Annotated in this window: 23 protein-coding genes and 5 pseudogenes; 11 read left to right on the top strand and 17 right to left on the bottom strand. The window is 69.1% G+C overall.

Annotation, left to right across the window (positions count from 1 at the left end; all coding sequences use genetic code 11):
• The 5 genes and pseudogenes from ABZ876_RS35610 to ABZ876_RS35630 all read left to right on the top strand — a co-directional run.
• Positions 1-892 (top strand): annotated as a pseudogene (locus ABZ876_RS35610) (transposase); the annotation flags it as partial.
• A gap of 64 nt (positions 893-956) precedes the next feature.
• Entirely contained in the window at positions 957-1871 is a 915-nt protein-coding gene (locus ABZ876_RS35615) for a LysR family transcriptional regulator (protein WP_361789603.1), read from the top strand.
• A 1324-nt stretch (positions 1872-3195) separates the two neighbouring features.
• The gene (locus ABZ876_RS35620) at positions 3196-4863 is read left to right on the top strand and encodes a hypothetical protein (protein WP_361789605.1); all 1668 of its coding nucleotides are present in this window, start codon (positions 3196-3198) and stop codon (positions 4861-4863) included.
• A gap of 75 nt (positions 4864-4938) precedes the next feature.
• Positions 4939-5415 (top strand): transposase domain-containing protein, encoded by a 477-nt coding sequence (locus ABZ876_RS35625; protein WP_361789607.1) that lies wholly within the window; start codon positions 4939-4941, stop codon positions 5413-5415.
• A gap of 568 nt (positions 5416-5983) precedes the next feature.
• Positions 5984-6487 (top strand): ATP-binding protein, encoded by a 504-nt coding sequence (locus ABZ876_RS35630; RefSeq protein ID WP_361789609.1) that lies wholly within the window; start codon positions 5984-5986, stop codon positions 6485-6487.
• On the opposite strand, the gene ABZ876_RS35635 is transcribed toward ABZ876_RS35630, so the two are convergent.
• Both ABZ876_RS35635 and ABZ876_RS35640 read right to left on the bottom strand, forming a co-directional pair.
• Positions 6468-7616, bottom strand: a complete 1149-nt coding sequence (locus tag ABZ876_RS35635; RefSeq protein WP_361789610.1) for an IS630 family transposase — start codon at positions 7614-7616, stop codon at positions 6468-6470. The genes ABZ876_RS35630 and ABZ876_RS35635 overlap by 20 nt on opposite strands.
• A 26-nt stretch (positions 7617-7642) precedes the next feature.
• The gene (locus tag ABZ876_RS35640) at positions 7643-7966 is read right to left on the bottom strand and encodes an ESX-1 secretion-associated protein (RefSeq protein WP_361789612.1); all 324 of its coding nucleotides are present in this window, start codon (positions 7964-7966) and stop codon (positions 7643-7645) included.
• A 227-nt stretch (positions 7967-8193) separates the two neighbouring features.
• Between ABZ876_RS35640 and ABZ876_RS35645 the strand changes: the two genes are divergently transcribed.
• A complete protein-coding gene (locus tag ABZ876_RS35645; protein WP_361789614.1) occupies positions 8194-8469 on the top strand; it encodes a hypothetical protein in 276 nt (91 codons plus the stop codon).
• Between the two features lie 111 nt (positions 8470-8580).
• Here the strand turns inward: ABZ876_RS35645 and ABZ876_RS35650 are convergent, their stop codons facing one another.
• Positions 8581-9276 (bottom strand): glycerophosphodiester phosphodiesterase family protein, encoded by a 696-nt coding sequence (locus tag ABZ876_RS35650; RefSeq protein WP_361789615.1) that lies wholly within the window; start codon positions 9274-9276, stop codon positions 8581-8583.
• Between the two features lie 174 nt (positions 9277-9450).
• Between ABZ876_RS35650 and ABZ876_RS35655 the strand changes: the two genes are divergently transcribed.
• Entirely contained in the window at positions 9451-9708 is a 258-nt protein-coding gene (locus tag ABZ876_RS35655; RefSeq protein WP_361789617.1) for a transposase, read from the top strand.
• A 447-nt stretch (positions 9709-10155) separates the two neighbouring features.
• Here ABZ876_RS35655 and ABZ876_RS35660 read toward each other — a convergent pair whose 3' ends face one another.
• The 7 genes and pseudogenes from ABZ876_RS35660 to ABZ876_RS35690 all read right to left on the bottom strand — a co-directional run bounded on the left by ABZ876_RS35660 (position 10156) and on the right by ABZ876_RS35690 (position 14411).
• Positions 10156-10359 (bottom strand): cold-shock protein, encoded by a 204-nt coding sequence (locus tag ABZ876_RS35660; protein WP_037751662.1) that lies wholly within the window; start codon positions 10357-10359, stop codon positions 10156-10158.
• Between the two features lie 414 nt (positions 10360-10773).
• A pseudogene (locus ABZ876_RS35665) lies at positions 10774-11145 on the bottom strand (IS701 family transposase); the annotation flags it as partial.
• A gap of 137 nt (positions 11146-11282) precedes the next feature.
• Positions 11283-12200: a DUF2510 domain-containing protein gene (locus ABZ876_RS35670; protein WP_361789709.1), complete on the bottom strand. Its 918-nt coding sequence runs from the start codon at positions 12198-12200 to the stop codon at positions 11283-11285.
• 67 nt (positions 12201-12267) lie between these two features.
• A pseudogene (locus ABZ876_RS35675) lies at positions 12268-12467 on the bottom strand (SDR family oxidoreductase); the annotation flags it as partial.
• Between the two features lie 81 nt (positions 12468-12548).
• Positions 12549-12740, bottom strand: coding sequence for a hypothetical protein (locus ABZ876_RS35680; RefSeq protein WP_361789619.1), 192 nt, complete (start codon positions 12738-12740; stop codon positions 12549-12551).
• Between the two features lie 155 nt (positions 12741-12895).
• A complete protein-coding gene (locus ABZ876_RS35685; RefSeq protein ID WP_361789621.1) occupies positions 12896-13609 on the bottom strand; it encodes a VOC family protein in 714 nt (237 codons plus the stop codon).
• Positions 13610-13682: 73 nt separating this feature from the next.
• Positions 13683-14411: a transposase gene (locus ABZ876_RS35690; RefSeq protein WP_361789623.1), complete on the bottom strand. Its 729-nt coding sequence runs from the start codon at positions 14409-14411 to the stop codon at positions 13683-13685.
• A 303-nt stretch (positions 14412-14714) separates the two neighbouring features.
• Here ABZ876_RS35690 and ABZ876_RS35695 point away from each other — a divergent pair, with 303 nt between their 5' ends.
• Complete coding sequence (locus ABZ876_RS35695) at positions 14715-14948, top strand: hypothetical protein (RefSeq protein ID WP_361665998.1); 234 nt, start codon at positions 14715-14717, stop codon at positions 14946-14948.
• Positions 14949-15746: 798 nt separating this feature from the next.
• On the opposite strand, the gene ABZ876_RS35700 is transcribed toward ABZ876_RS35695, so the two are convergent.
• Complete coding sequence (locus tag ABZ876_RS35700) at positions 15747-16043, bottom strand: hypothetical protein (protein WP_361789625.1); 297 nt, start codon at positions 16041-16043, stop codon at positions 15747-15749.
• A gap of 421 nt (positions 16044-16464) precedes the next feature.
• Here ABZ876_RS35700 and ABZ876_RS35705 point away from each other — a divergent pair, with 421 nt between their 5' ends.
• Positions 16465-16674 (top strand): hypothetical protein, encoded by a 210-nt coding sequence (locus tag ABZ876_RS35705; protein WP_361789719.1) that lies wholly within the window; start codon positions 16465-16467, stop codon positions 16672-16674.
• 214 nt (positions 16675-16888) lie between these two features.
• Here ABZ876_RS35705 and ABZ876_RS35710 read toward each other — a convergent pair whose 3' ends face one another.
• The 3 genes and pseudogenes from ABZ876_RS35710 to tnpA form a co-directional block, all read right to left on the bottom strand.
• Positions 16889-17080, bottom strand: coding sequence for a hypothetical protein (locus ABZ876_RS35710; protein WP_361789721.1), 192 nt, complete (start codon positions 17078-17080; stop codon positions 16889-16891).
• Between the two features lie 32 nt (positions 17081-17112).
• Positions 17113-17613: pseudogene (locus tag ABZ876_RS35715) on the bottom strand (NAD(P)H-binding protein); the annotation flags it as partial.
• A gap of 29 nt (positions 17614-17642) precedes the next feature.
• Positions 17643-18158 (bottom strand): annotated as a pseudogene (tnpA, locus tag ABZ876_RS35720) (IS200/IS605 family transposase).
• Here tnpA and ABZ876_RS35725 point away from each other — a divergent pair.
• Entirely contained in the window at positions 18133-19347 is a 1215-nt protein-coding gene (locus tag ABZ876_RS35725; RefSeq protein ID WP_361789627.1) for a transposase, read from the top strand. The pseudogene tnpA and the gene ABZ876_RS35725 overlap by 26 nt on opposite strands.
• 218 nt (positions 19348-19565) lie before the next feature.
• Here ABZ876_RS35725 and ABZ876_RS35730 read toward each other — a convergent pair whose 3' ends face one another.
• Positions 19566-20447, bottom strand: coding sequence for an SDR family oxidoreductase (locus ABZ876_RS35730; RefSeq protein WP_361789629.1), 882 nt, complete (start codon positions 20445-20447; stop codon positions 19566-19568).
• A gap of 88 nt (positions 20448-20535) precedes the next feature.
• Between ABZ876_RS35730 and ABZ876_RS35735 the strand changes: the two genes are divergently transcribed.
• On the top strand, positions 20536-21114 hold the full coding sequence (locus ABZ876_RS35735) for a helix-turn-helix domain-containing protein (RefSeq protein ID WP_361789631.1): 579 nt from the start codon (positions 20536-20538) through the stop codon (positions 21112-21114).
• 48 nt (positions 21115-21162) lie between these two features.
• Here the strand turns inward: ABZ876_RS35735 and ABZ876_RS35740 are convergent, their stop codons facing one another.
• Together ABZ876_RS35740 and ABZ876_RS35745 are read right to left on the bottom strand one after the other, a co-directional pair.
• Positions 21163-21555: a transposase gene (locus ABZ876_RS35740; RefSeq protein ID WP_361789711.1), complete on the bottom strand. Its 393-nt coding sequence runs from the start codon at positions 21553-21555 to the stop codon at positions 21163-21165.
• 736 nt (positions 21556-22291) lie between these two features.
• On the bottom strand, positions 22292-22591 hold the full coding sequence (locus ABZ876_RS35745; protein ID WP_361789633.1) for a transposase: 300 nt from the start codon (positions 22589-22591) through the stop codon (positions 22292-22294).
• Between the last annotated feature and the right edge of the window lie 25 nt (positions 22592-22616).

Below are 22616 nucleotides of genomic sequence, written 5' to 3' on the forward strand. Positions count from 1 at the left end.
AACTGGTTCGACACGGTGGACTTCCCCAGGGACGGGGACGGCTGCCGGTGGAACTCCACCCCGCACGACCCCGTCACCCGCGTCCGCTTCCAGGGCGTGGGCCACGTCAAGGTCCACCGGCACCGGGCCGTGGTCGGCAGGATCAAGACCGTGTCGGTCAAGCGCGAGGGCCGCACGTGGTTCGTCGTGCTGAGCGCCGAGCAGGACCGGCCCGAACCGCTGCCCGCGACCGGCTCCGCGGTCGGTATCGACCTGGGTATCGCGAACTTCCTCGCCGACTCCAACGGCGCTTTCGTGCCCAATCCGCGCCACGGCCGCCGTGCAGCCGGCAAGCTCCAAGCGGCGCAGCAGGCCCTGTCCCGGTTCCCGCGCCGCAAGGCGAAGGACCGCAGCGCCGGCCACCAGCGGGCGGTGGAGAAGGTCGCCCAGCTTCACAGCAAGGTGCGTCGCCAGCGGCTCGACCACGCGCACAAGACCGCGCTCGGCCTGGTCCGCGCGCACGACTTCATCGCGCACGAGGATTTAAAGATCCGCACCATGGGCAAGGCCCCCGCACCCAGACCCGATCCCGGCCGGCCGGCCGGGCACCTTCCTGCCCAACGGGGCCCTAGTCAAAGCCGGGCTCAACAGGTCGATCAGCGATGCCGGATGGGGGGCGTTCCTGACGATCCTGCACGCCAAGGCTGAAAGCGCCGGACGGGAAGTGATCGCCGTCAACCCCCGCAACACCTCCCGCACCTGCCCCGAATGCGGGCACACCGCGCAGGAGAACCGGCCCACACAGGAAAAGTTCCACCGCGTCTCGTGCGGCCACCACACGCACGCTGACACCGTGGGCGCACTCAACGTTCTACGGGCCGGGCTGGTCCATCGCAACGCCAACCCGGCGTAACGAAAAGCCTCCGGCTCCAGCCGGGGGAGGAGTCACGACTATTAGCTTCACGGCAGGAGGGGGCATGGACCTACGCGATATTGAGATCTTCCTGGCGCTCGCTGAGGAACTGCACTTCGGACGCACCGCCGATCGGCTGCACATCACCGCGTCCCGGGTCAGCCACGCGATCAAGAAGCAAGAGCGGCGTATAGGCGCGCCGTTGTTCGAACGCACCTCCCGCACGGTCCGTCTCACCCCGCTCGGTAAACAGCTGCGCGACGACCTACTGCCCGCGCGCCGGCAGTTCCAGCAAGCCCTCGATCGGGCCGTTGTCGAGGCGCGCGGCGTCACCGGTCAACTGGGCGTCGGCTACTCCACCCCCTGGTGCGCCGACCTGGTCCACCGCGCGGCCAAGGCTTTGCGTGACCGGCACGTCGGGTGCACCGTCCAGACCTACGAGATCCAGTTCGACGACCCGCTCGGCCTGCTGCGGCGCGGTGAGCTGGACCTGCAGGTGAGTGAGCTGCCCGTGCACGAGATCGGCATCACCACCGGCCCGGTGCTGTTCCGCGAGCCCCGGGCGCTGATGGTCCCAGCCGGCCACGCTCTGGCCCAGCTTGGCAGCGTGTCGTTGCAGGATCTGGCCGACGCCCAGCTGATCACCCCGCGGGGGAACATCCCCAAAGCCGTCCTGGACACTCACCTGCCCACCCATACGCCTTCGGGACGGCTCATTCCCCGCGGACCCGCGTACACCTTCTGGTCCGAGGTCCCCGCTCTGGTCGCCGCCGGTCTCGGCGTGTCGGTCGTGGCCGCGCGCGCCGCGCGCTACCACGACAGGCCCGGCGTCGCGTTCGTGCCCTTCCATGACGGCCCGAGTCTCGACTACGGCGTGCTGTGGCCCAGCACCGGGCCCTCATCCGCCGTCCTGGCCTTCGTCGACCTGCTCCGCGGGACAACCGACGCGGAGGACGGCGAACGACCACAGAGCGAATGACCACGGAACTGCGCGGTTTCGGGACTCGCCTGGTACCCGCGGAGGAACGGTGCTTCAAACGCACCGCCGAGCGGCTGCGCATCACCGCACCCCGACCGTGATCAATACCTACGCTACATCCTGTACCGCAACTACTCGCTCCCGTCCCCCGGTAATCCGGGCTGTTCATCGCCGCCGTCCGGGTGGTGTTTGCCGAGGCGTTGAGGGGCCGGAGCTGGAGTGTCCGTTCATTCACGATAAGTGACTGCCCATCATGTTAGCGGCGTCTGGAAAGGCTCTGATGGGCAGCTCACAGAGGTGGATGGCGGGTGCGGTGTCTGGGCCGCGTCTGGGTCGCAGGAGGGTTGGCTCGTGGCGGGTTACCGGCATGGTGCTCGCCGGGCTGGTGGGGGTGGCGGGGTTCGGGCAGGTGACAGCGATGCCGTCGGCGGCGGCATCGCCTGGTTCGGCGTTCGTGAAGGGTGATCACGGCTCGGGCCGGCCTGGAGGGGTGGCCGGGCCCCGCGGCACCGCTCCGGTTGCTGCCCGCACACGTGGGGCGCGGGTGGCGGCACCGGTGAGTCAGACCTTCAACTACACCGGCCACCCGGAGTTCCTTACTGTCCCGGCCGGGGCACTGGTGCGAATCGTCGCGGACGGCGCTGGGGGCGGTGATCTGACGGCCTGTCCGGATGTAATCGGTCACTTTCCCTACGACCAGCCCGGGGGGACCGGGAGCCGGGTGGTCACCACACTGGCCACCACCGCGGCGACCACCTACACGATCAATGTCGCGAGCGCCGGCGGCAAGGACTGCGGCACCGGTGCCGCAGGCGGGTACAACGGCGGTGGCCAGGGCGGAGCAAACGGGGATCCCGCTGTCGACGACACCGGCGCGGGTGGAGGCGGGGCATCCAGTATCAGCGCGAGTGGCACGCTGCTGGTCGTGGCGGGCGGAGGCGGTGGTGCCGGCGGTCTCGCGGGTCGTACTATCGTCCCTCCCTTTTTGTCCGGGGGACGTGGTGGTGACGCAGGGCTGAACGCCGGCGACGGCGCCACGGGCGACGCATTCCTCACTGCCAAGGCGGGAGAAGGCGGAAAAGGCGGCAGCACCCCCAACCACTCCCCCGGCACGGGAGGAACAGGCGGTCCAGCCATCCCAAGTTTGTGCATCGGCGGGAACGGCCTGGGAGGAAGCAGCTTCTCCGGTGCCGGGGTGGGTGCCGGCGGGGCAGGGGGCAAAGGCGCGTCGGTCGTACCTGACGCGTGTGGCGGGGGAGCAGGCGGCGGGGGCGGCGGCGGCGGATACTTCGGCGGCGGCGGCGGTGGGGCTTCCGCCATGACCGTGGGCGGGATTGTATTGCACGCCAGCGGGGGCGGCGGCGGGGGCGGCAGTAGCTTCGCCACGCCATCGGGCTCCGGCACCAGCTACGGCGCGTCGCCCGTCGGCACGGCCAACCACGACGGCAGGGTGACCATCTCCTACAGCGTGGTCTCCGCCATCACTGCCACCGCCGGAACCCCCCAGTCGACCCCGATCAACAGATTCTTCCTCGTTCGCTTCCAGGCCACCGTCACCGACACCGTCGGCGACCCCGTGCCGGGAGTGCCGGTGACCTTCACCGCACCGCCGCTCACCGGCCCGTCCGGGACCTTCGATCTTCTCGATACCTCGGTCATCGTGTTCACCAACGCGAACGGTGTGGCGACCGCGCCCACCTTCTTCGCCAACGGCAAGGTCGGCTCCTACACCGTCACGGCGAGCCTGGCCGACGACCTCTCCATCCCCCCGGCGTCCTTCGCACTGACCAACACCGGACCCACCACCCTGGCGATCGACAAAAGCCACGACGGGAACTTCATCCGGGGCCAGCAAGGCGTATACACGATCACCGTGGGCAACTCCCCCGGGGCCGCGCCGACCGACGGCACCACAGTGACCGTGAACGACACCCTGCCGACCGGGCTGACCGCGACCAGCATCAGCGGCACCGGCTGGACCTGCGCCCTGAACACCCTGACGTGCACGCGCAGCGATGTCCTGCCCGGCGGCCAGAACTACCCGGACATCACGCTGACGGTCAACGTCTCACCCACCGCCCCCGCGCAGGTCACCAACACCGCCACCATCACCGGAGGCGGCGACACCACCACCCACACCGCCACCGACCCCACCGCCATCACTCCACCCGGTGTCCCATCCCTGGCGATCGACAAAAGCCACACCGGATTCTTCGTCCAGGGCCAGCAGGGCGTGTACACGATCACGGTGGGCAACTCCCCCGGGGCCGTGCCGACCGACGGCACCACGGTGACCGTGAACGACACCCTGCCATCCGGGCTGACCGCGACCAGCATCAGCGGCACCGGCTGGACCTGCGCCCTGAACACCCTGACGTGCACGCGCAGCGATGTCCTGCCCGGCGGCCAGAACTACCCGGACATCACGCTGACGGTCGACGTCTCACCCACCGCCCCCGCGCAGGTCACCAACACCGCCACCGTCACCGGAGGCGGCGACACCACGACGCAGACGGCTACCGATCCCACCGAGATCGAGTCCGCACCGCCGTCGCTGACGATCTCCAAGACTCACACCGGGGACTTCGTCCAGGGCCGGCAGGGCACGTACACGATCATCGTGGGGAACAACGGGAACGGGCCGACCGACGGCACCACGGTGACCATGCACGACATCCTGCCGTCCGGGCTGACCGCGGCAAGCATCAGCGGAACCGGCTGGACCTGCACGCTGAGGACACTGACTTGTACCCGCAGCGACGCCTTGCCCGCCGACCAGAACTACCCGGACATCACGCTGACGGTCAACGTCTCCTGCCGTACCAAGTACCGGGAAACCGCCGCTGTCATGGGAGGCGACGGCCGCGACCGTCAGGTGACCAACACTGCCATGGTCACCGGGGGCGGCGACCCCACCACCGAAACCGCCACCGACCCCACCAACATCAACCGCGACAAGCGGTGCGGGCAACACCACCACCGGCGCGGGTGACGGTATGAACACTGAGGTGGGGCCCATGAGGATGAAGTGGGCCCCGCCTCAGTGTTTCGACCGGCAGGGCGACCAATGGGCCTGTTCGTGAGGGGATCCCCCAACGAACAGCCCTGCTCGCCGGGAACGGGAGACCGTCGAAAAAGGTGGCCACGCCTTCCACCCATCACAGGCCGTCACAGATCAACGGATCTGACACAGCTACTTACCTGGAGCCAGTGGAACTCGTCGTACCACGCGGTGGGGAGCACTCAAAGGAGCCCCGGCCGACGTGGACTCCGCGGGCCCATCCCCGAGCGCCGTCGCCTCCTGTCGGCTTGGCTGGTCGTGTACTTCGTCCTGACCCTGTGTCTGTTCGCCCGGGAGTCGTGCGAAGAGGTCCTGCGGGTGCTTTCCAGCAGCGTCCCGGGCAGCCGGGCGCTCGCGCGGGTGAACCGGTCGTCGCCATGTCGGGCTCGCGCTCGGCTCGGGCAGGACGTGCCGGGGACCAACGTCTTCACCGAGACCGGCGCGAACCGGGCAGGCCCACCCTGTCCAGCCCGGCACAGATAGGGCCGGTGGCCATGACTCGATCACGGACAGCGCGGCGCCGGCGATCTCCATCTCGGCGATCTCGACGCAGATGTCGATGATCTCCTCGTTGATCCCGTCGGTCTCCGTGGCATACGCCCGAAGCCCGTCGGCCACGTGATGGAAGTTGCCCGCGGTCTCCAGGACGATACGCCGCCGCTTCCGCCAATGCTTCTCGAAGGCGTCACGCGCCTCGCCGTGCCAGCCCTCCTTGTCGACGCCCGCAATCGCAGCGTCGACGGCTCGTACGAGATCGCTCAGCTCTGAGCCCATGGTGTCCCAGTGGCGGGCGACGGAGCGCAGCGTGGGGCCGTCGCCGCCCGGGAGTTCCACACCGAACGCCTCGAGGACCTCCAGGACCTTGCCGTCGATCCAGCTGTTGACGCTCATGCCGGGCCTCCCGGGCGCCGGACGGCGGCGCTGACATAGCCGACGGCGGTCTGGTCGGAGTCCGTGTAGTGCTCTGACCACATAAGTTCGCCGGGTTGGGCTTCAGCGGGTGCGCTCCTGGCCACGGAGGATGGCGCGTCCTCGGGATTAACCTGGCTCCGTGACGCAGCGATTGAGCACGGTGATGCTGATGTGTGGTCTTCCGGGAGCGGGCAAGACCACCTACGCGATGGATCTGGTGCGACGCGGTTACGTTCGCCTGTCGATCGATGAGGTGGTCTGGCAGCGACTCGGGCAGCGTGACGCCGGCCTGGTGCTGGAAGCGGAGGCATTCGACCAGCTCAAGGAAGAGGTCCGCCGCGAGCAGCGTCAGGAACTGGTCGAGCTGATCCTGGCCGGGCGCAATGTGGTGGTGGATTACAGCTTCTGGAGTCGTGCCGCCCGTGATGATTACAAGGCGCTGATCGAGAAGCACGGCGGCCGATGGGAACTGATCCACCTCAAGGCCGATCGGACGACCCTGGAACGTCGCCTTGAAGCACGGAACGGCGAGGAAGGCCCCAACTCCGTCACAGTGGACGAGACGCTGTTCAGCCGCTACTTGACCAACTTCGAGGCACCGGACGGAGAGGGTGAGCAGGTCGTCATGCAGCCCTCGGCCTGAGGACCTGAAGCCGTTCAGCGGAGAGGGGACGCCCTCCCCAGCGGATGCCCTTCTCGCAGCGGATGCGGGCGCGCTCGCGACGTTGTGCGGCCAGGACGTCGGGGTGGCGGGCGTTTGTGTTGCGCCAGCGCAGGTACGAGTGAAACGCTCGGGTCTGCGCGATGTGGTTGCGGTGGTTGGAGTTGGCGATCGTGAACTGACGCAGCGGTCCGAAGTGGGCCTCGATCGGGTTGGCCCAGGACGCGTAGGTCGGGGTGAAGCACAGCCCGACCCGGTGTCTCTTCGCCCAGCGCCGGATGGTCTCGCCCTTGTGGGCGGACAGGTTGTCCAAGATGACATAGATCGTGGCGCCGTCCGGGCGAGCCGCGCGGATCGACCTGAGCGCGGCCAGGGTGTTCGCGGCTCCCTTCTTGCGGCGGTTGACGCCCCACAGGGTGTCGCCGCCGATCGAGTAGCAGCCGTGGAAGTAGCGGACGCCGTGGGTGCGGTGGTAGGTCGCGGGGTGCCGCTCGGGGTGACCGGAGCGGGCCCAGCCGGAGCCGGCGGTGGGGCGGATGCCGAGCGGGCCGAACTCGTCGAATGCGAAGACGCGGTCGGGGAAGCGTTCCAGGACGTGCTCGATGCGGTCGAGCTTGGCGTCGCGCTCAGGGGCCGGTGAGTCCTTCCAGGTCTTGGTGCGCTGGAAGGTGATGCCGCGGCGGGCGAGCAGGCACCGTAACGCCTCGCGGCCGATCCGGATCACGCGGCCGTGGACTTTCCGCAGGTAGGCGGCGAGTTTACGGATCGACCAGCGGGTGAACGGCTGGCCGAGCTTGGTCGGGCGGGTGGTGGCCGTCTGGACGACGAAGTCCTCGTCGCCAGGGCTGAGAAGGCGGGGACGGCCTCCCGCCCATTGAGGGTCCAGGCAGGCCAGGCCGATCTCGTTGAACCGGTGGATCACGTCCCGGACGGTGTCCTCGTTGGCCTGCACCAGCTTCGCGATCACCGGGACCCGGTTCCCGCCGGCTGAGGCCAGTAGCATCATCGCCCGCCGGAAGCGCACCGAAGTGGTGCTGCCCCGGCGCACGATCTGCTGCAGCTTCTGCCCCTCTTGGTCGGTCAACCTGCGCACACGGACAGGCTCGGCCACCACACCCCCAGCGGTCGGATCGGACGTCACCGGACATCCAACTGCCTCGACCACCGACCCGGCCAACGTATGTGGTCAGAGCAGTAGTTGGCCGCGTTGACCCGCAGCCGGTCTCCGTCGCCGTTGAGTACGTCGGGAAGGTAGCCCAGCGCCTTGACCGTGTGGCTCAGCAGCTGCCCGTACTTCTCCGCCGTGCCGTCGCAGACACCGAGCAGGCCGAACGCCTGACCGATCTCGGACGCGCCCGCCGAGAAGCCCTCGATCGGCCCGGCGAGTCCCGTGGCTTCCCTGTCGAACTTGCCCGCCAGCTCCGTCAGTGTGTCGGGGTCCACCCCGAACTGCCCGCTCATCCCGCTCCTCGGTCGACTGCCTGGTCAGCCGCCAGCATGTCCCGGGGAGCGTTCCTCCAGAAAGGATCTTTTACGTACTCGGAGCCAGACACTGACACACAGTTTGAGCGCCTCTGGCCAAGTCAACACGTGGAGTTGTGCACCCCCAGCGTCTGCCGTCGCCGCTGGAGGCGGTCCGCTCGGTACCCGACCCGCAGACCCCGCACCTGGTCACGCATGCCTGCCCGATGCTGCTCGCACTGGTGGCCTGCGCCAGGCTCTGCGGTGTGCGCTCGGTGGGCGGCGTGCTGCGCTGGGACCGCGGCCAGAGCGCGGGCATCCTGGCCGCCCTCGAAGGGCATCCCCGCGAGCATGGGGAGCAGCAGCAGGCATTCGATGCCGACTACACCGCGGCGGGACCATCCCAGGCGCGCGGCGCAGGACGGCAGCAGCGAGCTGGTGCCGCTAAGCATGGGACAAGTACGCGCCGGGGGACGTCCGGGCTATTCAAGCAGCCAGCCTGACGCCGGCGAACGCGCCGCGGTTCCGGTTCTCCCGCGCGGAGGACTGCGACCACGGCGTTCATGCTTTCGACCGACCGTACGGGCGGCCGGTTCGGTCCCGGGCCCCTGAGGTCAGGACGTGGCCTCGACCAGTCGCTTCATGCCGGGCTGGTCGGTCACGCAGCCCACCAGGCCGAGCGTCCGGGCCAGCGCCAGGTCGCGCTCGTCGTTGACGGTCCAGGCCATCACGTCGATGCCAGCGGCACCGCACTTCTCCACGATGGCCCGGTTCAGCTGGCGCAGCTCCACGCTGACCAGCGTGGAACCGACCTTCTGAGCGCGGCCGACGAAGGTGTCGCGGTGCGCGCTGGGGCCTGCCACCAGCACGGTGCGGGCCTGCGGCAGCAGGTTGTGGATCTCGATCAGCGCCACGTCGTGGAACGACAGCACCGAGACCCGGTCCAGCAGGTCGCGGTCGACGAGCACCTTGGCCAGCGACCGGGCGGCGGCCACGTCCTTTATCTCCGCCTGGATCGGCAGCGTCGGCCCGACGGCGTCCAGTACCTCCCCGAACGTAGGGATGCGCTCGCCGAGGCCAGCGTCGAGCTTCTTGAGCTTCCGCAGCTTCTGGTCGGTGATCGGACCGGAGCCGTTCGTCGTGCGGTCCAAGGTCTCGTCGTGCATGACGACCAGCTCGCCGTCCTTGCTCAGGTGCAGGTCCAGTTCGATGCCGTCCAGCCCCTCGCGTTCGGCCCGCAGGAAGGAGCGCAGGGTGTTCTCCGGCTCGGCGGCCATGACACCGCGGTGGCCGATGGTGAAGAAAGACACTCGGTTGCCGTCCTTGGGTGTGGTGGTCCGGGGCAGCCGCACGAGTGCCGTACCCCCCCGCCGGGCGGCGGGCGACTGCCCGTCGGAGCGCCCAAGCCTAATGGACCCCTTCAGCCGCGCGCTCGGCCCGTCCCAGCCCCAGTCACGGGCCTGGGAGGGACCGACGGCCCCGCGGTGGAGATTCTCGCCGACGCCGGCTACCAGGGCCTGGGCGCGCAGACCGGCGGGCGGGTGGTGACACCTCCGCACCGCAAGTTCAGGAAGAACGCTCCGGACTGGTACGAGGAGATGCACGAGCGGCAGCGCAAAGCACATTCCTCACACCGTATCCGGGTCCAGTACGGCGTCGCCCACCTGAAGAACTGGCGTGCTCCGACCCGCCACCTCGGTCACCGGGAGCACATGAGTCACACCGTCCAGGCCGTCGCCTGACTGCTGTCCCATCAGCAGACCGCGGACCTGACCTCGGCACAGCAGACGTGAACACCGAGACCCGCCGCCGTCGTCGACGCCTCACTGCCTACCGTGCACGAGCTCGTGAGAGACCGCCGCGGCCGCCGAGACGAGCCCGGCCGTGCACCGGATCACGGTCATCAACCGGATGAAGGAAGGCCGGTACGTCAATGACCGCACCCCAACGGACGGTGGACCGGCGCGCCCGGGACTGTAGAGGCCCTGCAGACCCGCCGTGCGCGATCATTGCCGCCGGATAAGGCGGCAGGCCGGTGACGTACTCCGGCGCAAGCGGCGGTGGCTCGGACGTCCTGCGCGCTCATCGAGCACTTCTCGCGGCTGACGCGCCGCACAGAGGGTGGCGAAGCCTTCACGGCTCCCGCAACACCGTGCCTGTCGCAGGCACGGTGCCGCCTCCTTGCACGATCAGGCAGGGGTGATGTTCTCCGCCTGCGGGCCCTTCTGGCCCTGGGTGATGTCGAAGGTGACCGCCTGGCCTTCCTGGAGCTCACGGAAACCGCTGGCGTTGATGTTGGAGTAGTGCGCGAAGACGTCGGGGCCGCCCCCGTCCTGCGCGATGAAGCCGAAGCCCTTTTCGGCGTTGAACCATTTCACGGTTCCGCTGGCCATGCCGGTGCCTCTCAGTCGATATCGGATCCGCACCGCGCGAATCCGGAGGTGGTCGTCCTGGTTCACGGGCACTGCACAGCAAAACGCCCGCACCACAGCGCGGGCTGGTACTGCGAACCACGACATCTGACAGCGACGCTACACGGCGAATCCTCCCGTCACCAGAGAACAACGGCCATCAGGTGGACGAGAACTGGGGACCGGGCGCTGCACTGCGGCCCCAGGTCATGGCACAGATGGAGGGGACAGCGCAGCCGGGCCCCGGCTTGCGGGTCTGTCCAGCAAGCGGTGTGGCTCGGGTGATGTGAGTCAGCGGCGGCCGATGGAGAGTCGGCCCTCGAAGGCGATAACGAGAGCCCGCAGGGCGGGTCCGGGCGGCGAAGGCTTGGCGCCTTCGCCGCCACTGCGACCAGTTCACTGCGTGTATGCGAAGTGGCGGGCGGGGCCGGGGTGCGGGGCGAGTTGCCAGGAGCCGGCGAACTTCCGCCACGGTGAGTGGGACCAGGGTGGAACCGTTTCCGCATCCCCCTTTCCGGTTGCCTGGGCCGCCGTGGTCGCGAGGAAGGCGTGCGCGAGTATGGCCCGGGTGACGTGCCGCATCCAGCCGACGTAGCGGCGGACTTCGTACTGGTCCAAGCCGCATTCGTTCTTCGCGGCCTGGAAGCATTCCTCGGTCGCCCATCGGCGCCCGGCGACGTGCACCAGCCGGGCGACGCTGGTGTCCGCCGGGGCATGGCCGAGGCGGTAGGCGATCTCGTCGGGTCTACTGATGCTGCGGCGGGCCAGTGCCCAGCATTGATGTGTGGGCTGGTCGGCGTCGAAGTCCTCGACCGCGGGGAGCTTGACGGCGGCCCAGTGGCAGACGCGCGGGCCTTGGCTCCGTCGCCGCAAGACGTCCCGGTGACGGCCGGGCGGCGCCATGGTCAGGCGCTGGTGCCGCTGCTGCCGCCGTCGAGGGGCTCGATGCCATCAGTGATCCACTGCATGTCCGTCACGGACGGGCCGCTGCTGTTGTCGTCGAATCCGAAGCCGAGCAGCAGATAGCGGCCCTGGATCCGCGGCGAGGGGAACACCACCGCTTCCACGACGGCGCCGGGTCCCTTGCCCGTGCTGACCTTCCAGCGGATGAAGTAACCCTCCCGGCCCGCGACCGTCACAGCCCCCGCGGCGGTCCGGCGATGTCCGGTGATGCCGCCGTAGTCCTTCCGGCCGCTCGTGTTGGTACCGTACGTGCTCTGCGCGACCGCGCCGATCTCGGCCTGTGCCAGTTCCTTGAGGGTCAGGTCGCCAGGATGGGTGATGACCCGCGTGTACGCGCCACCGGGCAGGCAGAAGTCGGCGGGCACCGCCGGGCAGTGGTACACGGTGCCGTACCCGAGGCCCGCGCCGGTCTTGGTGGGAGCGCCCCGCCAGCCGCGCAGCACGGGGACGCGGAGGCCGTTGACCGTGTCGTCGACGTGTCCGGTGACGGCCGGGCGCTGCCCCGGGGGCCGGCTCCCGCCACTGTGGCGGTCCTCGTCCGCGGATCCGGAAGGGCTCGGCTGGGCGCGGTGCGACGCCGACGGGCTCGGCGCGTGCCGGTCAGGGGAGGCAGACCCGTGGGCCGACGGTGCCTTGCGGCCGCCGTCGCCGCCAGTCAGCACCGCCGCCGTGACACCCCCGGCGACCAGCACGAGGGCGCCGGCGATGAGGCCCACGACCAGGCCGCGACGCCGCTTGCCTCCGCCGGGCGGCTGCGGCGCCTGCACATGCCCGGTCCAGGTCGTGCCGTCCCACCACCGATGCCCTGCCGGGCCGCCGCCCTCATGCCACGGGTCCGGGTACCAGCCGGGGGTCGCCATGTCCACAGCGGCACCCTACCCTCACGCACTGACGGTGTGGCCACCGAGGTTGACCGTCCCGCCCGCCTCACAGCGGTGTCACGTACGCGCCCGAGACCCCGCCCTCCATCAGGAAGTCGGTGGCGTTCACGAAGGAGGCGTCGTCGCCGGCGAGGAACGCGGCCGCTACGGCGATCCCTTGGCCTCCGCGAACCGGCCGACCGGGATGTGCACCAGGCGGCGCGCGGCCCGCTCGGGGTCCTTGGCGAACAGCTCCTGCCGGAGGGGGAGCCTTCCTGCGCGAAGTGCACGCCCACTTCGCGGGGCATGACACTCAGTGGTCGGCGCTCGAAGTCCTTCGGGGGTTGATCAGGTGGCGGGGGCGGTGGAGGATTCTTCTGGGTGATCGGCGGTCTGTCGGTCGAGCCCGGCCAGCAGATCGTCCAGGTCGGAGGTGGTGAACTTCCACTGGAACGGCTGTGCTGTGGCGTTGTAGCGGTCTTCGAAGGCTCGGAGCCGGTCTCGGACCTGGTCGAGGTTGGTGAAGTCGTTGGGTGCCACGACTTTGCGCTGGACGACGACTCTGCTGCTTAGTTCCGGGTTGGGTGTGGCTCTCTCCTCGCGGGACGCGTTGAGCTGCTCGTTGGGGTGACGGGGGCTTACCCGACTCTCTGCTGTGCTCCTCGCAGCAGCAACCGCCTACCGCGGCTCCCGCTTCACCGGCGCGTGAGCACGCGGAACTCGTTGCCGTCGGGGTCGGCCAGCAGCACTGCGCCGTCCCCGCCGTGGTCGGAGTCGAGACGCTTCGCCCCGAGGGAGAGCAGGCGCTCGACCTCCGCTTGCTGATCGTCGTCCGGTGCGAGGTCGAAGTGCAGGTCCTTGCCCGGGTCCGGCATGGGCGGCGGACCACCCCACGTGATCTTCGTACCGCCGTTCGGTGACTGGATGGCGGTCTCCTCGTCCTGGTCCCAGACCAGCGGCCAGCCCAGCGCCTCGCTCCAGAAGTAGCCCACGGCCTGCGAACCATCGCAGGCGAGCGCTCCGATGAAGCCGCAGCCGGCGAGGAAATTGTTGTCCGGCTCGATGACACAGAACTCGTTGCCCTCGGGGTCGGCGAGTACCACATGGGACGCGTCCGGTCCCTGGCCGACGTCAGCGTGCTGCGCACCGAAGGCGAGCGCCCTGGCCACGGTCTCCTGCTGGTCCTCCAGGGAGGAGCTCGTCAGGTCGAAGTGCAGCCGGTTCTGGGCGGCCTTCTGCGTTTGGGAGGGACGGAAGCCGAGGCGGTAGCCGGCGTCATTCCCGGACAGCAGGGCGACGCCATCGTAAGAATCGCCGGCTCTCTTCAAGCCCATGACGCCGGACCAGAAATGCGCTAGGCGCTCGGGCTGGTGCGCGTCGAAGGAGATTGCGAAGAGTCGGCTGCTCATTGCGCCACGCATCCTCGGTCCGTTGAGTGCCAACGGTCGGCAGGGCGCCGTGTCAGCGCCTTGAACGAGGATCCTATGAGCGGGCCAGCCTCAGTTGCAGCCGAGTATTCCGCAGCCCCGGAGCCGGAGCTGCACCCTTCGGGGTTCGGGATGCGAGTTGGTGGCTGAGGCGGGTGAGTCTGCTGGTCCGGGGCGTGAAAGAGGGTTGGCCGGGGTTCCAGTGGGCGTCGAGGCGGATGGCGTTGACGGCGGTGGCGGAGAAGGCGTGTTGGAGACGGACCTTGGGCAGGCCGCGGTAGCGGGCCCTGCGCAGGCCGGTGACGAGGGCCTGGTTGATGGTGCCCTCGAGGCCGGCGCGAAGTGCGTACTTGGTCTTCCAGGTCTTGGTGGTCTGCTCGGCCCGGGCACTGGCCAGGGTCTCGTGGAGTTCCTGGGGGCGGAGGCTGAGGATGCGGATGCCGCGCGCTGAGGTGGTGCACTTGTCCTGGGCGGGGCAGGCGTGGCAGTCGGTGCGGGCGAATTGGACGACGATGGCGTCGCGGCCGTGCTGTCGGACAGGGAACCAGCGGGTGCTGGTGCGGCCCTGCGGGCAGCGGGCCTGGCGGGCCTTCCAGTCGATGCGGAAGGCGCTCTTGTGGAACCCGGCGTCAGCCTTGGCCTGCGGTGAGTGGTCGAGGAGAGCCGGGGTGACCATGGTGATGCCCTGGCGGCTGGCGTCATGGATCAGGTCGGCGGACGGGTAGTCGGCGTCGGCTAGGGCTGCCCGGCCACCGCAGACCCATGCCGTCCGGTTCCGGAGCACCCCCGCGTCGGCGGGGAGGACACCTCGAGCAGCGCGTCCTCCCGGCCCTGAGGTGAGGCAGCCCCTTGCAGCGTGCGAAGGGAGCACGGGGCCGCCGGCCCACACTTGCCCGGTCCAAGGCGGGGCTTGCCTGCCGACTGACGACCGTACGCGCCCGGTCGAGTGATTCCTGTATGCCGCTCGGGCTGCAGGCCAATGTGCCGCCCTGGGGCGGTGACGTCTCTTCACTACCGTCGAGGAACGCCGGCGGTTGCAGCTACCGGTAGCGGTCCTGTCCGGCAAGCCGTGAGGAGTTGAGCGTCCATGGCCGTGTGTGAGGTCTGCGGCAACGACTACGAGATGTCATTCGAAGTGCACGCCAAGGGAGCGGTCCACACCTTCGACAGCCTCGAGTGCGCCGCCCAGAAGATGGCGCCGATCTGCGACAACTGCCAATGCCGCATCCTCGGTCACGGCCTTCAGGCCGATGGGCAGTTCTTCTGCTGTGCGCACTGCGCCCGCCAGCAGGGCAAGGTGGAGCTCGTCGACCACGCCTGACGCCGCACGAGCGGACCTGGCGTTCCTGACCGCCGCCTGGACCGAGCACACGGCCAGCCCCCGGCATCGGGTGCGTTCAGGTGCCCGGCCGCCTGCTCCCGGCTCTCTGCGACGTATCGCATCCAGTTACTCGTGGGGCAGACGGAAGCGTCCTTCGGCGATGTCCTCGGGGAGCAGTCACGGCCTGCCCGCACCGCGCCGCCACGGCGGCCCAGCACCGCCGGCCCCGGGGCTGGTGACGGGGGTCTTCTTGCCGGCGCCGGCTCTGTCGGAGCCGGCGGCGGTAGCGGTGGGTCCACCGGTTCTTCCACCAGCCGAGCCGGCGCTCGCACCCCTGAGAGAAGACCCACTGCAGCGCCGTTACCGCCACGCTCGGACCCAAACGGAGCACGACGGCCCACCGCTAACCGGCCGTGGGTCCGTCTACCGTAGAGGCATGGGCGCGATCGTCGTCGTGTACGAGCTCGACAAGCCGGTAGGCACGCACACCTCCCCGGGCGGGGCGCCGGGTGGGGCACGGACCGTCCGCCGGGTGCATGCGGCGCCCACCGCCCCGGGGACGCCCACCGCGACGGGACCGCGGACTCTTTGCGGCAAGGACACCTTCGCTATGGAGACGGCCTGCCAGAAGCCATCCGAGCACCCTGAGGCGCCTTGGTATCCCGCAGAGTACGCGTCCGCGATTTGCCCCGACTGCGATGCCGTGATGACGACCTGACGGTCTACGCCGGCTGCCCCGCCGTCGATGCGTCGCCAGGGGAACCGCCGCGGCGTGCCGTGGCACCCGCTCGCGGACGGCTACTTTGGCGGGATGGCCAGTTCACGGCCGCGGTAGAACCCTTCCCGCTCCTCGACGACGTACGGGGCCATGGCCGTACGCCGGCGGGCCTCCGCCTCGGAATTCCGCCAGGAGTCGCATGTCTCCTGGGAGTCCCAGAACGACACCCCGGTGATCTCCTGTCCGTCCTCGGACCAGTACGCAAAGGCGCGGCGCAGACCCTGCGGGTAGGGGGCGGGACGCCACGCCCTCTCGAACTCCTCCAAGGTGCCCGGCTGAAGCCGGCGTGTCGTCACCCAGACGAAGTGCTCCTCCATCGCAGCCTCCTGCGCAACGCCGGTTCGGCCTGTCGGTCCCTGTCAGACCACCGTAGGTCCACAGCACTGCTTCTGCCTCGGCGGCGATCGCGGCGCGGCGGGGGGATCTGTGCGCGGTTGCGGACCGCGCCGGCCTGGTGTCGTGGGGCTGCTTTCGATCGCGAGGCGCCGGACGGACCATGGAAGCGGGCCGGAGCTCGTTTGCGGCTGCGCCCGTGTGTCGGCCGGTGGAGAGAGCGATGCAGGGTTCGATCCGGATCGGGAGGGTGCGCGGGGCGACGGTGTGGGCTCATTGGAGTATGCCGTTGATCATGCTGTGCTTCGCATACGGGCCGGCCAGCCGGACACTGCCCGGGTACACGCCGGGCCTGGCGCCGGCCGCGTACGCGATCGCCGGAGGGCCGGCGCTCTGCTGTTGCCGGTGAGCTTGGACGGCACCTCGCTGGACGAGCTGGTCCCAGCGCCCTACGCCTTCTGGGCGAACAAGGCCATGGCCCACATCACAGGCCAGGAACTGTTCATCACGGAAAGCGACGTCGCCGAAACCGTATGGGGAGCCGTCCACGACACCACCGGCCACCAACACTTCCCCGCCGGCCCCGACGCCATCCAGCTCGCCCAAGCACAGTAACCAGCACTCCCCCAGCAGCGCCGGAAACTCCCACTGCACGCCAGCCGGCAGCCCCGGCCAACGGTCCCGATCGGGCAACCCGCCCGCAGGGCTGACGTTGGCCGGGCCCATGGTCGGGCCGACCGTGCGGTGCTCGGCATGCCTTTCCACGCGCGGAGGCGCCGCCTTGCGTACTTGCTGCGTTGCTGCCTCGGCCGGGTGCGGACGGATCGGCTCATCTGTGGGCCAGTGCTTCGCGGCGGATGCACTGGAGCAGAGTGGGGTTGTCGACGGTGGTGATGACGCTGACGGTGGTGCGGTGGTGGCGGTCGTCGTTGAGCAGGACCAGCATGCTCCCGGCCAGGTCCACGCGGGCGGTGAATCTGCCGTCGGCGTGGCCCTCGACGAGGGTGTAGTCGGTGGCCACGCCGACGGCAGGTGGTAGTGCCCGCCCGGGCGGATGATCGTCCAGTCCAGATCGCTGGCCCGGACCAGCGCTTCCATCCGCCGCATGTCGTCGTACAGCGTTTTGCCCAGCACCTGCGTCACGTAGGGCAGAAGCACTCCGTTGAACAGGAAGCCGCCATCGGAGTACGGGTGCGGGTCGACCCCGCTCGAGCTGACGACGGTGAGCCGACGTACCTGGTGCCGTTTGCGCGACGGCAGAAGATTCAGTCTGCCCACCGCGACGGACGATGTCACGTAGCCGGTGACCGAGCGGGACATCTGGCCGGAACTGTCGCTGATTTGGTGGTGCGCGACGGTTAAGACGCCCTCCGCTTCCGAACGTGGTTCTTGGTTCGGGCCGGGTGGGTATGGACGTCCTCTGGCCACGGGAGGGAGGGGGCAGTTCGTCTGCTCGCGTCGCTTGTGGAGGTGGCTGGTGCCGTCGGTGCTTGGCCTGCTGGAGGCCCGGGAGAAGAAGATCCGGGAGCCGTCGGGGTCTCTACGCCGCTCCATCCCTTGTTCTTCGCAGGGAATCCCGGCCTTCAGGCCGGGCGGGAATGCGATCCTCGACTCGGAGGCGCGCAGCGCCGGAGGTCTCTGCGCTGGTGTGGTGACGGCCAGCTGGGCGCTTTTTGGTTCTCGATGTAGTCCTTGACGATGCTCAGCGGTGCGCCGCCGCAGCATGCTGCGAAGTAGGACGGGGACCAGAACACGAGCCCGTCCCGATCCGGTTGATCCGGTTGTTCCGGCCGGTGTACTGCGCGGGCAGGTACCGGGAGCTGACGCCTTTGAGGCTGTTGACGAGTTTGGACAGGGCGACCTTTGGCGGGTAGTGCACGAGAAGGTGGACGTGATCAACTTCGTCGTCGAACTCCCGCAGCTGCGCCGAAGCTCTCGCACACGTCGCGCATGATCTCCTCGCGGCGTGTCAGCATCTCGCCGTTGAAGACTTCACGTCGGTACTTCGTGACAAACCCCAAGTGCGCGTGGAGGTAGGATCGAACGATTCGACCGGAGGGGGTGGGCTTCGGGATGATCCGTGCGTACAAGTTCCTCATGCGGCCCACCGTCCGGCAGGGCCAGGCGCTCGCCGGGATGCTGCACGACCACTGCTTGCTCTACAACGCGGCGTTGCAGGAACGCCGCGACGCCTACCGGCACGTCTCGAAGAGCACCGTCACGTACGGGATGCAGTCCGCGCAGCTCAAGGAGATCCGGGCGTTCGATGCGCAGCGGCAGGGCCGTTGGTCGTTCAGTTCGCAGCAGGCCACCTTGCGCCGTCTGGACAAGGCGTTCGCCGCGTTCTTCCGCCGGGTCAGGTCCGGTGATGCCCCGGGCTACCCGCGCTTTCGCTCGGTGAACTGGTTCGACACGGTGGACTTCCGCAGGGACGGGGACGGCTGCCGGTGGAACTCCACCCCGCACGACCCGGTCACCCGCGTCCGCTTCCAGGGGGTGGGGCACGTCAAGGTCCACCGGCACCGGGCCGTGGTCGGCAGGATCAAGACCGTGTCGGTCAAGCGCGAGGGCCGCAAGTGGTTCGTCGTGCTGGCCGCCGAGCAGGACCGGCCCGAACCGCTGCCCGCGACCGGCTCCGCGGTCGGTATCGACCTGGGTATCGCGAACTTCCTCGCCGACTCCAACGGCGCTTTCGTGCCCAATCCGCGCCACGGCCGCCGTGCAGCCGGCAAGCTCCAAGCGGCGCAGCAGGCCCTGTCCCGGTTCCCGCGCCGCAAGGCGAAGGACCGCAGCGCCGGCCACCAGCGGGCGGTGGAGAAGGTCGCCCAGCTTCACAGGAAGGTGCGTCGCCAGCGGCTCGACCACGCGCACAAGACCGCGCTCGGCCTGGTCCGCGCGCACGACTTCATCGCGCACGAGGATTTAAAGATCCGCACTATGGGCAAGGCTCCCGCACCGAGATCCGATCCCGGTCGGCCGGGCACCTTCCTGCCCAACGGGGCCTTGGCCAAAGCCGGGCTCAACAGGTCGATCAGCGATGCCGGATGGGGGGTGTTCCTGACGATCCTGCACGCCAAGGCTGAAAGCGCCGGACGGGAAGTGATCGCCGTCAACCCCCGCAACACCTCCCGCACCTGCCCCGAATGCGGGCACACCGCGAAGGAGAACCGGCCCACACAGGAAAAGTTCCACTGCGTCTCGTGCGGCCACCACGCGCACGCTGACACCGTGGGCGCCCTCAACGTTCTACGGGCCGGGCTGGTCCGTCGCAACGCCAACCCGGCGTAACGAAAAGCCCCCGGCTTCAGCCGGGGGAGGAGTCACGTACCCCGGGCTCTCCAGGCCGTGAAAGGAGCCCCCCTTCCCTATCCTGGACACCGCCGGTGGCCTGACTGGTGACGATTTGCCTGAAAAGGCTGTATTGAGACTGGGGGGACGTGGATGAGGATCTTTCGCTGCCGGCGCGAGCGTAGGAAGTGGGCCTGCCCGATCGTCCCGGTCCCCGGTCAGGGCTGGACGTTCTCCAGGTCCTCCAGAAGGCCGGGGTGCTTGGGCTGCCAGCCGAGCGACTGCCGGGTGCGGGTGCTGGACGAGGGCTGGTCGCTCGCGAAGATCTGACCGAGGGGGCCGTAGGTCTCCGCCGGCACCGACTCGACCGGCAGGCCCAGCCGTCGGCCGATGACCGCGGCGATGTCGCGAACCTTGTCCCCCTCGTCGGCCACGGCGTGCCAGGAGGTACCTGCTTCCGCCTGCTCCAGGGCGAGCCGGAAGAGGACTGCCGCGTCGAGCGCGTGCACGGCCGGCCAGCGCTGTGCGCCGTCGCCCGGGTAACCGGACACTCCGGTCCGGCGTGCGATGTCGGTCAGCAGGCCGGCGAACCCGCCCGTGCCCTGGTTGTGAACCGTGCGCGGCAGGCGTACGGCCGTACTCCGGACCCCGTGCGAGGCCAGGCCCAGGGCCGCCGTGACCGCGCGACCGCGACTGCCGACCGGCCCCTGGGTCGTCAGCGGGTCGGCCTCGGTGGAGGCGCGGCCGGGTACATGGGGCGTACCCGAGGCGGTGACGAAGGGGCGGTCGCTGCCGACGAGTTGCTCGCCGAGGGTCGCGAGGGCGGCACCCTCCTCGGCGACCGCCTTCACGAGGGTGTCGGGGCTGCTGAAGTCGTGGTCGAACGCGAGATGGATCACCCCGTCGGTCCGGGCGACGCCGGCGCGAAGGGCGTCCAGGTCGGCGAGAGCCCCTCGGATCGGCTCGGCGCCGGCCGCCTCTACGGCCAGCGCGGACGCTTCGGAGCGGGCGAGCGCGAGGACGGTGTGGCCGTTGCCAAGCAGTTCGGCGACGACGGCGGAACCGATGAGACCGGTGCCGCCTGTGACAAAGACGCGCATGGAAAACTCCCCCACAGGTGATGGGACTCTTGTCCCATCACCCTACCGCAGTCATGGGACAAGAGTCCCATCACCTATGATGGAGATCATGGGCAGATGGGAACCAGGCGCACGCGAACGCCTCGTCGTGGCTGCCGTCGACCTGTTCGCCGAGCAGGGGTACGACGCCACGACAGTCGCGCAGATCGCCGAGCGCGCCGGAGTCACCAAGAGCACCTTCTTCCGGCACTTCCCCGACAAGCGCGAGTTGCTGGTGGCCGGACAGGAGACGCTGAGCCGACTGCTGACCGAGGGGATCGCCGACGCGCCCGGTGACGCCAGCCCCCTCGAGGCGGTCGCCGCCGGTCTCGAGCGCGCCTCGAGCGCGATGGGCCCCATGAATCGCGAGCTCGCCCCTCGCTTGAAGGCGGCCGTCGCCGCCAGCGCCGAACTTCAGGAGCGTGACGCCCTCAAGAGCGTCAGCCTCGCGGCCGCGATGACGACCGCTCTGGTCGCCCGCGGCATACCCGATCCGACCGCGGCTCTGGCGGGCGAGCTGGGCGTCCTCGCCTTCAAACGGGGGTTCGCCCAATGGTCCGAGGGCGACCGTGACGGCAAGGACGAGCTCGCCGGGTACACCCTGGCGGCCCTGGCCGAACTACGTGCAGCGAGCGCCTCGCTGGGCTGACCGGGAAACCTCGCCGGCCGTTCACGGAACTGATGCCGTTGGTGATCTCTAGGCCGTCAGTCCTTGGCAGAGCCGCTGGAAGTGGGTCGGTGGTCGTGGTGGAGGACCCGGTGCAGTGCCTGGAGGGAAGCATTCGCCGAGGCGGATGATGTTGGTTCCGGCGGCTGTGAGCACATGTTGGACGTGCGTCTTTGCCAGACCGCGGTAGCGGCAATGACGCAGTCCGTGAGCGTGGACCGTTTCAGACACCGTTGCTTCGCAGCCTGCGCAGATGGCATAACGCCGCTGCCAGTTGCTGGTCTTCTGGTCTTTCCTGACCTGCGTCTGGATCTTCTGCTGGGCTTCCGGCAGCAGGAAGATGTGACGTCCTTTGCCGTCGACGTTGCCGGTGCACTTCAGTCGGTCGCCGCATTCCCGGCATGCCTTGCGCGGGAAGAGGATAGATAGCCGGGGATGTCATCTGAAGTGGCTTGAGCGCACAAGAACGCAGGCAGCTGGTCGGCGTGGCCGGGGGGCCTGCCGTCGCCCTGGTCACGGACCCCCACGGCCAGGACGCCCCTGTGCGGGACCGTGCAGCCATCCGCCCGCACCGCCGTCCAGCCCGCCCCCGGCCCCGACTCCCCAGCGCCCGGCTGACCGTGTTCGGGGCCTGCCGCGTGACGGCCGCCGACCGCAGGTCAGGCGTAACGCACCGGCTCCGGATACGACATACGACTTCGGCCGTTTGATCGACATGGACAGGGCGCTGGTTTCGCAGGTCGCTTGGAAGTCGGTGAAGTAGTACTGGAAGTCGATCGTGCGGCTGACCCGTGCGATGGTGCCGACCACACGCACGTTGAACATGCTCGCACCGGTTAGGCGGCCGTTTGCAGCCACTCCTGCACGAACGAGGCCTCGTCGCACACGGCGAACCGCGACTTCACGTAGAACTTCTTGTCGCTGCCCAGGCCCTTCTTGCACCAGTCGTACGTCATCTTCCGCGCGGTTCCGGTGCTGTCGCGCCCGCTCGGCCGGTGATCCCTCGCGCGTCTCCTCCTGCGTGGGGGCATGGCCAGAGGCCTGATGGGACATGGGCGCGTAGGAAGTGGCCGACCCCATCGTCTCCTGCGCCAGCCGTGCAACGGGGTCCGGCTTCCCGGCCAGTTCCCGGAGCCAAGCCGGGTCACCACGACCGCGATCATGAACGGCCTCGCACCGTGAGGAGGACCCTCTTGCGGAGCAGGTCGAAGTGGGCTCGGCCGAACATCTGCCGCTTCAACATCTTGATCTTGTTGTTGTGGCCTTCGACCGCGCCAGAGCTATAGCGCATGCTCAGGCTGGCGATGACGGCGTCGAGGTCTTGCCCGAGGCCGGCGGCGAAGGTGTGCACGGCGGGCAGGTCGTCGGCCTGGACGCGATCGATCCACTGGCCGAGGTGCTGGCCCTGCCGGTTGTTCGTCAACTCGGCGAAGGCGCAAACCGGCAGCGTCCGACCCACGCCTGACCACGCGCGCGCTGACCAG

The organism is Streptomyces sp. NPDC046931 (genome assembly GCF_040644655.1).
Classification (GTDB): domain Bacteria; phylum Actinomycetota; class Actinomycetes; order Streptomycetales; family Streptomycetaceae; genus Streptomyces.